Annotated in this window: 8 protein-coding genes; 1 reads left to right on the forward strand and 7 read right to left on the reverse strand. The window is 67.0% G+C overall.

Features of this window, described 5'->3' with window-relative positions:
• The first annotated feature begins 8 nt into the window (after positions 1-8).
• Positions 9-1,016 carry a Bug family tripartite tricarboxylate transporter substrate binding protein gene (locus QTH91_RS08575; protein ID WP_286659561.1) on the forward strand — a complete coding sequence of 336 codons (1,008 nt, stop codon included), beginning with the start codon at positions 9-11 and terminating at the stop codon, positions 1,014-1,016.
• Here the strand turns inward: QTH91_RS08575 and QTH91_RS08580 are convergent.
• From QTH91_RS08580 to QTH91_RS08610, 7 genes are all read right to left on the reverse strand, one after another.
• Positions 1,003-2,673 (reverse strand): SulP family inorganic anion transporter, encoded by a 1,671-nt coding sequence (locus tag QTH91_RS08580; protein ID WP_286659562.1) that lies wholly within the window; start codon positions 2,671-2,673, stop codon positions 1,003-1,005. The genes QTH91_RS08575 and QTH91_RS08580 overlap by 14 nt on opposite strands.
• A gap of 142 nt (positions 2,674-2,815) precedes the next feature.
• Complete coding sequence (locus QTH91_RS08585; protein WP_286659563.1) at positions 2,816-5,182, reverse strand: arylsulfatase; 2,367 nt, start codon at positions 5,180-5,182, stop codon at positions 2,816-2,818.
• Positions 5,183-5,289: 107 nt separating this feature from the next.
• Positions 5,290-7,752, reverse strand: a complete 2,463-nt coding sequence (locus QTH91_RS08590) for an efflux RND transporter permease subunit (RefSeq protein ID WP_286659564.1) — start codon at positions 7,750-7,752, stop codon at positions 5,290-5,292.
• Positions 7,753-7,775: 23 nt separating this feature from the next.
• The gene (locus tag QTH91_RS08595) at positions 7,776-8,807 is read right to left on the reverse strand and encodes a YCF48-related protein (protein ID WP_286659565.1); all 1,032 of its coding nucleotides are present in this window, start codon (positions 8,805-8,807) and stop codon (positions 7,776-7,778) included.
• Positions 8,808-8,817: 10 nt separating this feature from the next.
• Complete coding sequence (locus QTH91_RS08600) at positions 8,818-10,164, reverse strand: DUF1329 domain-containing protein (RefSeq protein ID WP_286659566.1); 1,347 nt, start codon at positions 10,162-10,164, stop codon at positions 8,818-8,820.
• Between the two features lie 10 nt (positions 10,165-10,174).
• A complete protein-coding gene (locus QTH91_RS08605) occupies positions 10,175-11,869 on the reverse strand; it encodes a DUF1302 domain-containing protein (protein WP_286659567.1) in 1,695 nt (564 codons plus the stop codon).
• A gap of 188 nt (positions 11,870-12,057) precedes the next feature.
• Positions 12,058-13,678, reverse strand: a 1,621-nt coding sequence (locus QTH91_RS08610) for an aspartate-alanine antiporter-like transporter (protein ID WP_286659568.1), incomplete at its 5' end; no start/stop codon positions are given.

The following is a 13,678-nucleotide window of genomic DNA, read 5'->3' on the forward strand; positions in this document are numbered from 1 at the left end:
AGAACGACATGCAAGCAAGTCAACAGAGACGACGCATTCTTCAACTGGCGGGCCTGGCCGGTCTCGGCTGCCTGGGGCCGGCGATGTTCGGCGCGGCCCATGCGCAGACGGCGCCCAAGTGGCCCCAAAAGACAGTGCGCGTGATCGTCGCCGGCCCGGCCGGCGGCACGGCCGACATCGTGGCACGCCTGTTTGCCGACGCGTTGGCCAAGCAGAGCGGCCAGCCGGTGGTGGTCGACCCCAAGCCGGGGGCGGGTGGGGTGCTTGCGGTCAGCGACCTGAGCCAGTCGCCGCATGATGGCTACACCTTGCTGGTGGGCGTGAATTCGCTGGTGAGCGAGATCCCGCACGTCATGAAGCTCAAGAACGACATGTTCAAGGAGATCGAGCCCGTGGCCGAGCTGGGACATGGCGGCTTGGTGATGGTGGGCGCGCCCACGGTGCCGGCGAAGACCTTCGCGCAGTTGTTGGAATGGGTCAAGCGGCAACCCGGCGCGGTGAGCTATGCCTCGTACAGCGCGGGCACCATGTCCCATGTGCTGGGCCTGCAATTGAACAAGGCCGCCGGCCTGGACATGACGCACGTGGGCTACAAGGGGTCGACCCCGGCGCTGACGGACGTGATGGGCGGCCACGTGCCGCTGATGTTCGACGGCATGCCGACATCGCTGCCGCTCATCAAGTCCGGAAAGATCAAGGCCTTTGCCGTGAGCACGCCGCAGCGCTCGCCGCTGTTGCCAGACGTGCCGACCTTTGCCGAACTGGGCTACCCGACGCTCACTGCGCAGTCGTGGATGGGCCTGTGGACCAAGCCCGACGTGCCTGCACCCATCAAGGCCGCGCAGCGCGATGCGGTGCGCAAGGCGCTGGCCCAGCCGGGCTTGCGCGAGCGGCTGCTCGACAGCGGCCTGGAGCTGGGTGAAGAGCGCAGCCCGCAGGCGTTGTCGGCTTCGCTGGCCGCCGACTCTCAGCGGGTCGGTCAGGTGCTGCAGTCGGTCGGCTTCAAGCCGGAGTGAGATACAGCCGCTGATACTGCGCGATGGCTTCGCGGGCGTTGAACAGCATGCGCTCGGGGCCAAGGCGCTGGTCGATGCCCGCATGGCGCGCCACCTCGAGCACGCTCGGGTTCATGCCGACGAGCCAGACCACGATGCCGGACTCGGTCATCTTCTTCTCGCCTTCGATCAATGCCTGCAAGGCGGAATACTCGATGTCAGGCACCCGGCTGAGGTCGAGCGCGAGCACCTTTGGCCGGTGCTCGGCGACCAGGGCCTGAAGCCGCTGGCGAACGGCCTGCACGTTCATGAAGAACAGACGGCCTTCGGGCCGCACGATCAGCAGGCCGTCGAACAGCTCGTCGTCGGGATGGTCGGGAGATAGAGGGCGCAGCACATCGGTGCCGCGCTTGCGCGCGACCACCGACACGCGAGGGTCTGCCGTCTGGCTGGCCAGCCCGATCATCGACACGATGATGGCCACCACGATCCCCTTGAGCGTCCCGAACACCAGCACGCCCACGCAGGCCACCAGTGCCCATCGGAACTCCATCGAGCGCACGCCGCGGATGGCACGAAACTCCGCGGGATCGATCAAGCCCACCGAATAGACGATCACCACGGCCGCCAGCGTGGCGTTGGGCAGCTGGCCGAGCAGCGGCGCCAGCACCAGCATGGTGGCCATCGCCGCGCCTGCGGTGAAGAGCGACGCCTTCTGCGACCGGCCGCCGGCCGAGCGGACCACCGCGGTCTGCGAAGTTCCGCCGCCCGCCGGCATGGCGCCCAGCAACGCGCCGCCCAGGTTCGCACAGCCGGTGGCGACCAGCTCGCGGTTGGCGTCGATCGGCGGGTCGGACGCCAGCGCGAAAGCACGCCCGGCTGCGATCGTCTCGGTGAAGCTCATCAATGCAATGCCGACGGCGCCGGGTGCCAGTTCGGCGACCAGGCTGAGATCCGGCCATGTCGGCCTGGGAATGCCTTGCGGAATCAGCCCGACGGTCGACACACCCATGCCCTGCAGACCGAAGTACCAGGACGCTGCGATGGCGCCGCCCACCGCGACCAGCGGGGCAGGCGAATGCGGCCAGAGCCGCTCCATGCCGATCAGCACCACGAAGGTGGCGGCGGCCAGTGCCAGCGTCAGCCACGAAGTCTGGGGCAGGTGTTGCACGATGCTGGCGACATCGAGGAAGAAGCCCTGCTTGTCGATGTGAATGCCCAGCAGCTTCGGAATCTGGTCGATGACGATCACCAGCCCGATGCCGGCCTTGAAGCCGGTCAGTACCGGCGTGGAAATGAAGTTCGCGACAAAGCCCAGGCGCAACAGGCGTGCGGCCAGAAGCACCACACCCACCAGCGCCGCGAGCGTGGCGGTCGCGCTGACGAGCCGAGCCGGATCGCCATCGGGCGCCACCTGAGCAAGCTGAGTGCCGGCAAGGATGGCCAGCGTGGTTGTCGAACTGACGCTGAGCACGCGTGACGAGCCCATGAGGGCATAGACCAGCATCGGAACCAGGGCCGTATAGAGGCCCACCGAGACGGGCAACCCTGCCACGGTTGCGTAGGCCATGGCCTTGGGCAGCACGACAGCTGCTGCGGTGAGGCCTGCCACCGCGTCCACGCGCACGGAAGGCGCGTCCGACGCCTTCGGTGGGGAGTGTGGTGGTGCGTGATTCATGGGCGCCGCTGCAAGGAGGCACGGATGCCAAGCTTGCGTGGCGCCGGGGGCGCTGTGAATCCGACCAAAGTAGGATTCATGGATTCGGAGCCACGGTGCGCACCGTGGCGAGGAAGCGCCGCGTGCCGCCTCGGCGGGCGAGCTACAGGTATCGGATGTTCACCTGTCCGATCCGTCCGTTGAACTTGAACGGCGCCCGATCGAAGTAGGCCAGCGACACCGGCGAGTAACTGTCGATGCCCACGTCGAACGCATCGTTGGCGGTAAAGGCCAGCGATGCGGTGACGGGCACGCGGCCCTTGGCCACTTCCTGCCCGTTGACGCGGATGGACACGTCCATCGCCGAAGCCCGCTTGGCCTCGGCCATGCGCGACTCCACCTCGATCTTCACCTTGCCTTCGGGCAGCGGGCCTTGCGATTCGATGCGCGTGCGCTGGATCTCGAACAGGTTGTATTCATAGCTGAGCTTGCCCTTGTCCACCCACAGCGCCAGACCGCCGGAGATGGCGCCCAAGGCATACAGCACGCCGCTCGAATCGGACTTGAGGTCGACCTCCATCGTCACGAGGCTGCTGCGCGCACCCACCTTGGGGCCGGCGAATTCCGGTATGCCCACCACGTCCTGGTTGTAGGCGAACTCCGTGGCCGGATTCGTCGGTGCGTACTGCGGATGCAGGATCGACCACAAGCCGCCGCCCACCGGATCGACCTTGTTCGCCAGGGCCTGTTCGTCGAAGACCTTCTTGAGATCGGTCACCTTCTGCGGGTTCGCTGTAGCGAGGTCCTTGCCCTGCGCGTAGTCGCTCGACAGGTCATAAAGCTCCCACGTGTCCTTCTCGGGCGACCAGCTCATGATGCTCGGCGGCAGGCCCGGCTCCCAGGGCGTGCGCGGGCCGAAGACCGATGCCATCCAGCCGTCCTGGTAGATGGCCCGGCTGCCCATCACCTCGAAGTACTGCGTCTTCTTGCGTTCGACCGCCTTCGCGTCGGCGAAGGTGTAGCGCAGGCTCACGCCGTCCAGTGGCTCCTGCGTCACGCCGTCGACCAGCTTGGGCGGCTGGATGCCCACCACGTCGTAGATGGTCGGAACGATGTCGTTCACGTGGTGGAACTGTGTGCGAATGGCCGCATCGGGCTTGATGGTCTTGGGCCACGACACCGCCATGGGCGTGCGCGTGCCGCCCAGGTACGAAGCGGTGAGCTTGGTTCCCTGGAACGGCGTGCTGCCCGCCCAGGCCCAGCCCGCGTGGTACATGTTGTCGACCTTGTTGGTGCCCAGCACATCCAGGCCGCCCAGTTCGTCGAGGGCACGGATGTGGTCCTTGATCTGGGTGGGGATGCCGTTTTGCGCCAGCAGTTCGCTGATGGTGCCGTTCTGGCCTTCGGCCGAAGAGCCGTTGTCGCCCCAGATGTAGATCACGAGCGTGTTCTCGCGGATGCCCAGGCTCTCGAGTTCGTCGATCAGGCGGCCGGCATGCGTGTCGGCGTGTTCGGTCATGCCGGCAAAGACTTCCATCAACCGGCGCTGGAATGGCCTTTCGTCTTCGGGAATGTCCTTCCATGCGGCCAGGCTCTGGGGGCGCGTCGTGAGCTGAGTTTCCTGCGGCACCCAGCCCAGTGCCTTCTGCCTGGCGAAGATGCGCTCGCGCATGACGTCCCAGCCTTCGTCGAACTTGCCCTTGTACTTGTCGGCCCACTCCTTGAAGATGTGATGCGGCCCGTGCGACGCACCGGGCGCCCAGTAGATGAAGAAGGGCTCCTTGGGGCTGACCGCCTGGTGCTGGCGCATCCACTTCAGGGCCTTCTCGGTCATGTCCTCGGTGAAGTGGTAGTCCTTCCTGTGCGGTGCGGGCAGGCGCACGGTGTTCTCGACTACGGCCGGCTCCCACTGGGACGATTCGCCGGCCAGAAAGCCGTAGAAGTAGTCGAAGCCCACCAGCCGTCCGGTCGGCCAGAGGTCGAACGGCCCCTGCTGCGTGGTCTCTTCGGCCGGCGTGTTGTGCCACTTGCCGAAGGCGGCTGTCTTGTAGCCGTAGTAGCCCAGCACCTTGGCGGCGCTGGCGGTGGTGGGCGGAATGCGGCCCGAGTAGCCGTCCCAGTCGTTGGCCAGTTCGGCAATCTGCCCGAAGCCCACCCGGTGGTGATTGCGCCCCGTGAGCAACGCCGCGCGGGTGGGCGAGCACATGGCGGCGTTGTGGAAGCGGTTGTACGAAATGCCGCTCTTGGAGATGCGCGTCAGCGTTGGCGTGTGGATGTCGCCACCATACGTGTCGGGCAGCGCCGGGCCGACGTCGTCGAGCATGATGATGAGCACATTGGGCGCATCGCCCGGCAGTCGCTGGGGCTGCGGCAGCGGCTTGTACACCGACGACTGCATGGTGGGGCCCGCCGTGCTGCCGGACTTGCGCGGTGGAAATGGGAGGCTGTCCTGCGCCTGGACGAGCGTGCCCGTGAAGACCGTCACCGCCATCGCGGCGATGGCCCTAAGACCGACCTTCCGATCAACCATGGTGAGCTCCAAAGAAGCGGTGGCCGCACTCTATGGGTTCTTGAGGTCAAAGCGCTCAACAAGTTTGATGATCGTGCAACAAACGATGTCCAAGGCCGACCGTCGGCTCAGGCCTGCGCGGCCGCATGCCCGATCGAATCCTGCTGCGCGGCCGGGGCGCGTGCCTTGGGCTGAAGCAGGAAGTGAGAGAGCGCCGGAATCAGCACCACCGCGCCCACCATGTTCCAGAGGAACATGAAGCCCAGCAAAATGCCCATGTCGGCCTGGAACTTGATGGGCGAGAAGGCCCAGGTCAGCACGCCCGCCGCCAGCGTGATGCCCACCAGCGCGACCACCTTGCCCGTAAAGCGCAGCGCGCGGCCGTAGGCCTGGGCCAGCGTCGCGCCGGCGCGCTGCTCGGCCAGTTGCACGCTCAACAGGTAGAGCGCGTAGTCCACGCCGATGCCCACGCCCAGGGCCACCACCGGCAGCGTGGCCACCTTCACGCCAATGCCCAGTGCCACCATCAGCGCCTCGCACAGCACCGAGGTCACGACCAGCGGCACGACGGCGACGACCACCGCCCGCCAGTTGCGGAAGGTGATGAAGCAAAGGGCGATCACGGCCGCATAGACCAGCACGAGCATCTGGTTCCATGCCTTGTGCACGACGATGTTGGTGGCCGCCTCGATGCCGGCGCTGCCGGCGGCCAGGGCGAACCGGCGCTCGTCATTGCTGTGCGCAACGGCGAACTGGGCGCTGGCCGCCACCACGCGCTCCAGCGTGTCGGCGCGGTGGTCGGCCAGGTAGGCGATGACCGGCATCACCGAGCAGTCGGTGTTGAACAGCTCCGGGTTGTTCACGCTGGCCTGCTGGGCGCCGTAGTTCAGCACGTCCTGGTTGCGCGCGATGGTCAGCCACTTGGGGCTGCCCTCGTTGCTGCCGGCGGTGATCTGGCGGACCGCATTGGCCAGCGACACGGTGGTCTGCACGCCGGGCACCTGCTGCAGCGCCCAGGCGAGGCGGTCCGCCTCGACGAGCGTGTCGTAGCGCAGGCACCCTTCCTTGTCGGTCTTGACGATGACGGCGAAGGTGTCGCTGGACAGCGAATAGTTGGCCGCGATGTAGGCGTTGTCGCGGTTGTAGCGCGACTGCGGGCGCAGCTCCGGCGCGCCGGCGTCCAGGTCGCCGATCTTCAGATGCATGCTGGCCGCCAGGCCGAGCACCAGCAGCCCGGCCGTCGCGGCCAGTGTGCCGATCGCCCAGCGGCGTTCGGTAAAGCGCACCAGCGTCGCAAGCACTCGGCCCTGGCCGGGGCCGCCGTCCTCCTGCTCGTCGCGCAGGCTGCGTCTTGCGGCAGCGGAGCTCACGCCCACGCGCGAGAGCAGCACCGGCAGCAGGATGAGGTTGGTGAAGATGAGCACGCCCACGCCCAGGCTGGCAGACAGCGCCAGTTCGCGGATGACCGGAATGTCGATGACCATGAGTACCGCAAAGCCCACCACGTCGGCCACCAGTGCGGTAAGGCCGGCCAGGAAGAGCCGACGGAAGGTATAGCGCGCGGCCACCAGCCGATGCGCGCCGCGGCCGATGTCCTGCATGATGCCGTTCATCTTCTGCGCACCGTGCGACACACCGATGGCGAAGACCAGGAATGGCACCAGGATGGAATACGGGTCGAGCTCGAAGCCGAAAGCCGCCACCAGTCCCAGCTGCCACACCACCGCCACGAGCGAGCAGCCCAGCACCAAAGCCGTGCTGCGCAGGCAGCGCGTGTAGCCATAGAGGATGAGGGCCGCCACCAGCGCGGCGATGGCGAAGTAGAGCGCCACCTGGTGCAGCCCGTCGATCAGATCGCCCACCAACTTGGCAAAGCCGACGATGTGGATCTCGATGCCGGTAGGTTGGCCCTGGGCGTCGGTTGCGTAGCGCACGCGCATGTCTTCGAGCGCGTGCGAGAGGGCGCGGTAGTCGATGCGCTGGCCCGTCTGTGCGTCCTTGTCGAGCAAGGGCACGATGATCATGCTGGACTTGAAGTCGTTGCCGACCAGGCTGCCGGCCACGCCGGCGCGGGCGATGTTGGCACGCAGCTGTTCGGTGGCGCGCGCCGAGCCGTCGTAGTTGTCCGGCATCACAGGGCCGCCGCGAAAGCCTTCCTCGGTGACTTCGGTCCAGCGCACGCCCGGCGCCCACAGTGACTTGAGCCAGGCGCGGTCGACGCCGGGCGTGAGGAACAGTTCGTCCTGCAGGCGCCGGAGCGCGTCCAGGTATTGCGGCGAATAGATGTCGCCCTTCTTGTTCTCCACCACGATGCGCAGCGAATCGCCCAGGCCCCGCAGGTCCGCGCGATGTGCGAGGTAGTTCTGAATGTAGGGATGGCTGCGCGGCAGCATCTTCTCGAAGCTGGCGTTCAGGCCCAGTCGCGTCCAGGCCGTCAGGGCGAGCACGATCGTGGCAAGCGCGCAGCAGACGATCACCGCCAGGCGGTGGTTGAACACCATGCGCTCCAGGCGCGAGCCGGAGCGGGTGTCGAATTCGGAGAGCGAGGCGATCTGTGCCGCCGCGCCCGTGCGCGGGGAAGGGGAGTGCATGAGAGGGTCTCCGGCTGCCCGGTTCAGGGCAACTGCAATGGCAGGACGCCGCGCGGTCCGGCGACGACCAGCGTGCCGTGGGCGGCTGCGGCCACGGCGGCCGCCGGGGGAATGCCTTTGATCGGCAAGGGTTGGAACGTGGCGCCGTCGTCGTGGCTGGCCAGAAGGTGCCCGGCCTGGCTGACGATGAAATACTGGCCCTTGGCGCCGCGGGTGCTGCCGGTCAGGCCCACTTGCAGCCCGGTAGGCACCTGCTGCCATTGCCGGCCGCTGTCGCCGCTGCGCAGCACGGTGCCGCGCAGGCCATGGACGATCACGGTCTGGTCGGCGCCGGTCAGGCCGAACAGCGTGCCCTTGTAAGGCAGCTCGATGGACTGGAACCTGGCTTCGCCGGCAGGCTGCTTGAGCAACAGGCCTTGTTCGCCGGCGATGTACACGTCCTGCCCGATGCCGCGCACGGCATAGAGGTGCAGGCCCTTGGGGTTGTCCAGGTTGGCCGTGATGGGCGTCCAGCGCGCGCCGCCGTCGGTGGTGCGATAGGCCATGCCGAAGGCGCCGACCACATAGCCATGGCGCGCGTCTCGGAACCACACGTCGAGGAAGGGATCCTCGGCCTTGCCCGGGTCGATGCTCCTGCCATCGAGCTGGACGGACCATGACTGGCCGCCATTGCTCGTATGCAGCACGACGCCGTCATGACCCACCGCCCAGCCATCGGCGGCCGTTGGAAAGTGCACTGCCACCAGGTCGCTGCTGACGGGCACTTCGGCCTGGGTCCAGTGCTGGCCGTCATCGTCCGAGTACACGATGTGTCCGCGCTGCCCGACCGAGATGATGCGGTCGCCAGCGCGTGCCAGGCCGTTGTGCAGCGTGCGCGAAGCCAGGACGCTCGGGGCCGCCGGGGTGTCGAGCACGTCACGCACAGGGCGTGCTTGCCGCACGGCCGTGGTGCTGCCGGCGTCGTCGGCGGCGGCAAGCGCCCAGCCGGCGCCGCCTGCCACGACCAGGGTGCCCAGCCCAACCAGCAGGGGCCGCAGGGCGCTGCGCAGTTCCATGGCCTTGCCCTCAGCGCACGCCGCTGCCGGCGAGCGAATCGGCCGTCCACTCGCGGTCGCTCAGCGGCTTGGTGTGGCGAAGGCCGCCAGTCTCGGCAATGAAGCCGGTGAGCGAATAGACGCGCGATACAAAGTCGTAGTGCCCGAACATGTCGGTGTATGGCGCGGGCAGGTCGTAGCTGGGTGCCATGTAGGCGAAGCCGGCGCGATAGAGCTGGCCACGCGCATCGAAGTTGTCCGAAGCCAGCGCCGCCCACGAATCCTCGTCCAGGTAGAAGGTGCGCTTGCCATAGACGTGGCGCTTGCCTTCGCGCAGGGTGGCTTCAACCACCCAGACGCGATGCAGCTCCCAGCGCACGAGGTCGGGGTTCAGATGGTTGGGCTGCAGCAGTTCGTCCTGCTTCGATTGGTAGACGGCCGCGTAGGCGTTGTAGGGCACGAGCATCTCCTTCTTGCCCACCAGCTTGAAGTCGAAGCGATCCATCGAGCCGTTGAAGATGAAGGTGTCGTCGAAGGTGGTGGCGCCGGCGGTGCCTGGGTTGGGCGTGTCGTAGGCCAGATCGGGCGCGACCTTGACGCGGCGCTGGCCCGGCAGGTAGGACCAGGCGCGGCGTTCCTTGTTGCCCACGTCCAGCGGGTCGACGAGCATCAACGCCTCGCCGGCGCGGCGGGCGGGTCCGGTGTAGGTGAGCTTGATGCGCCAGTAGATGTCGGCCTCGGGCTTGCCCACGTTCCAGAACGGAAACTCCTGGACGCTCACGCCTTCGGTGGCCAACGTCGGGCGGCCGCTCGAATCGACGTTGATGTTGCGGTACTTGGCCTCGTAGGACTGGCCATTGAAGCGCACGAGGTGGTTCCACATCGCCTCGTAGCCTGTCTTGGGGATGGGGAACGGAAAGCCCGCATGCACGCCCTCGATGGAGCGGCCGTCGTTGTTCGTCTTCGCCTGCACGGCAGCGGCCGCCGTGTTGTCGACGACGAACTTGGGAAAGGCGACGGTGCGGTGCGTCGGATAGACGTCGACGCGGAACGTCGGGTACTTCTGCAGCAGCGCCTTGGTGCCCTCGGTGAGCTTGTCGGCATGCTCGGCCATGTTCTTGGCGTCGATCACCAGCCGCGGCTTCTCGCCGGCGTAGGGGTTGGGGCGAATGCCGTCGCCGGGCTTGAAGTCGGCGGGCGCCTTGGTCAGGCCGCCGGCGTAGGCGGGAATGGTGCCGTCCTTGTTGCCGGCCTTTTCGGCGCCGACGGGCGTGAGCGTGCTGCCCAGCGCCTTGGCCTCGTCCGGCGTGATGGCCGCGTGGGCCATGCCGGCTTGCGCGGCCACGAGCGCTGCGGCGAGCGTGAGGGTGATTCGCATGTCTGTCTCCTTAGAAAGTGGTCTTGAAGGTCAGGCTCACGAAGCCGCGGTCCTTGAGCAGCGTGGTGAAGCCGTTCTGGCTGGTGACGGCCGTCGCGTTGGATCGGTAGTCGCCGAGGTAGTCGATGTACTTGAGGTCGAAGCGGTACTTCTGGCGCACGTCGACGCCCAGTCCGATGCTGTAGTTGCCGTTGTGCTGGTTGCCGCCGAAGATGGTCGCGGCGTTGCCGGACAGGCCGATCGCATAGGTCAGCGGCATGGACAGGTCCACGCCCGGGAACACCTGGAACCAGGTGGGCGTGAAGGCCAGGCCCGCGCCCACGTAGTTCTTGGTGGTGCAGCCGTCCCACTTGTCCTTGCCGGCGCAGGCGGCGTAGCCTTCGGCATAGAAGAGATTGGCGCCGCTGTTGACCTTGGCCCATTGCGACCAGGTCAGTTCGGCTGCCCAGGTGGCCGTGTCGAACAGCGGCGTCTTGGGCAGCACGCCCACGGCGTTGACCAGGCCGTGGTAGGTGTCGCCGCGCGGGCCCTTGGTGTCGCCCTGCGCTGGCAGGCCCGGCGCGATGCCCAGCACCGTGCTGTTGAGCGGCGTGTTGTGGCGGTAGGACAGCTCGCTGCCGAAGCTGATGCCGGCGATGTTCTTCGCCAGGCTGACGCCGTAGACGTCGATGTCGTCGGCGTAGATCAGGTTGTACCGGCTGACGCCACGGCCCACGTTGGTAAGGAAGGTTTGCGGCAGTTTGTCGGCGAACCGGCGCCAGTAGAAGCCCATGGTGCCGTCGAGCCACTCGGGGCTCCAGCGTGCGGCCAGGCCGCCTTCGCCATGCTGCTTGGGCTCGGATGGATCGCCGCGCATCGCGAATCCCAGTGCGGGCGAGATGTACTGCCGGTCAGGCCCGTTGAAGGCGAAATCCACCGGCCCCAGGTAGGTGCCGCCTTCGGGGTAGCGGTAGGAATCCCACTCCAGCATGTATTGCCCGGCGATCGACAGGTCGTCGGTCAGTTGGGCCTGTGCCGAAACTTGGTTCAGCGGCCGGAACAGTTCCTTGGCTTCCACGCCCGGCGTGGCGAATCCCTTCTGCAGGTCCAGCGGGTTCTGCGCATAGGCCACGCTGTGCATGTTGCCGGCCAGGAAGAGCGATTCGCCCCAGTACAGCGAATGGCGGCCCAGCTTGGCATTGACCGGCACGTTGCCGATGTCCACGCCGCCGAAGACGAAGGCGTCGAGCAGTTCGCCGGAAGGGCCACCGTAGTAGCGGCTGGTGTAGTCGCTGTAGCGGTTGTTGATGTAGCTGGGGATCGCGTTGAGCGGCGGGTTGGGGTTGCCGTGGCTGGTGTCCCCATAGGCGGCGTCGTACCAGGCGGCGCCGCTCACGCGGGCACCGAAGCGCTTGCGCCACGTCACGTCGAACTCGCTCAGCAGGTCGAGGCGGTTGGTGACCGTGTGGCCCTTGCCGAAGCTGTACGTGCCTTCGTCCGAGATCGGCGAGTTGCCGATCTTCGGGTCCCGGCCTTCGACCCGGTTGCCGTAGTTGTAGCGCACCGTGTTGTCCCAGCGCACCGCGAAGTCGGGATTGCCGGTGTCGATCTCGAAGCCATGGGCGGCCGGTGCGCAGGCCAGCAACAGGACGGCCGTGGCGGTGACGGAAAGGGCAAGAAAGGGGCAGTCGGCGCGCAGGCGGGCCGCGGTTTGTGGAAGAAGCACGGGTCTCCTCTTGTTCTTGGCAAAGGGTGGGGCAGGTGATTGCCCCCGACCGCCCATGCACTGCACGGGACTCGATCAGGGTGAGACCGATTCTGGGAAAGTAAGGGGCGCTCGCGCCCCTCCTTACGGTAGGGGGCGAAGCCGGGGAAATGCCCTGCAGCAGGGCGAGTCAGGGGAGGGGGGCGGGCTCAGGCAAGCATCCAGACCAGCACGGTCCCGCCGATGGAGAGCAGCACGTGGCCGAATGCAACGGTGCTGGAATAGCCGATGACGGCCACCGGGCTTTCGGAGCGCTCCTGCAATGCAGCCAGCCCGGCAGTCATGGTCTGGGCGCCGGCCAAGGCCCCCAGCAGGAGGATGGGGTTGAGGCCCAGCACATGGCGACCGAACAGCAGGCCGGTGACCAGCGGAACGGACGTCACCACGATGCCGGCCAGGAAAACGGTCAGCCCGATGTCCTGCAGGGCCTGGACGAACACCGGCCCGGCCTTCAGCCCGATCATGGCGACGAAGGCGGCCAGTCCGATGGACTTCATCAGCTCGGCGGCATCGGCGGACAGGGCGCCGAACGTGGGATGCGTGGAGTTGCGCCAACCCATGGCAAGGCCCACCAACAAGGTCGCCACGCTGCTGCCGAGGGCGATCTTGACCCCTCCGGCCGGAAACGCCACAACCACGCCGAGCAACGCCCCCGCGAAGATCGCCAGGCCCAGCGCCATGTAGTTCGTGGTGCTGCCCAGCGGCAGCAACTCGCCCAGGCTGGGCCACACCCGCCGCACTGCGGGCTCCAGGCCGTGAAGCGTGAGCACGTCCCCGACCATGAGCCTCGTACCGGGCATGACCGGAATCTGCTCGGTGCCGCGCCGTATGCCCTTGACGAAGACGCCCCGCACGTCGGGCGTCTCGTCGCGCACCTGCTGCAGGGGCTTGCCGGCCACCTTGCGGTTGCGCAGGACGACGTCGAAGGTGGCCGACGGGACGTCGAGCAGGGGCCGATCGAACACTTCCCGATTGCGGTCGCCGACGGCGCGGATCAGCGAGGCATGGTGGCCGATGGCCGCCACCACGTCGCCCTGCTGCAGGACGAGCCCGGGCGATGCTTCGATGATCTCGCTGCCTCTGCGCACGCGTTCGACGAAGATGCGCTCGTCCGCCACCATGCTCTCCACCTGCTCGATGGTCTTGCCGATTACGAGCGAACCTTCGAGCAACTCGTAGGCGCGCATTTCGAACATGCGCCACGCCGACGCGATGCCGGGGCTTTGGCGTTCGAAGCCCATCTGCTTTTCCAGCGCCATGGCCTCGGCTTTCACATCGATCCGTAGCAGCAGCGGACCGACGTAGGAGCAAAAGAAGATCACGCCGAAGGTGCCGAAGACGTAGGTCAGCGCGTCGGCCACAGGAATCTGGGCGATCAGCCGATGCTTTTCTTCTTCGGACAAGGCCAGCGACCGGATGGCCTCGCTGGCCGTGCCGATCACCGGCGATTCCGTGAGCGAGCCCGACATCAAGCCGGCGGCATAGCCCAGGTCGAGATGGAGCAGCCGGGCCAGGGCATAGGTGGTCATCAGGCCGGCGACAGGCATCCATACGGCGAGGGCCACCCACCGCCAGCCGCCGTCGCGCACGCCCCGGACGAAGCCCGGTCCCGCCGAGAACCCGATGCCGTACATGAACATGAGAAACAGCAGGGATTTTGCGGTGTCGGACACGGGCACGTGCCAGAAGTTGCCGATCAGAACCCCCGCCAGCAAGGACCCCGTGACGGGCCCGAAGCCCACGCCTCCGATCTTGAACTTGCCAAGCCAA

Origin of the sequence: Variovorax dokdonensis (genome assembly GCF_030316895.1) — a bacterium.
GTDB classification, from domain to species: Bacteria; Pseudomonadota; Gammaproteobacteria; order Burkholderiales; family Burkholderiaceae_C; genus Variovorax; species Variovorax dokdonensis.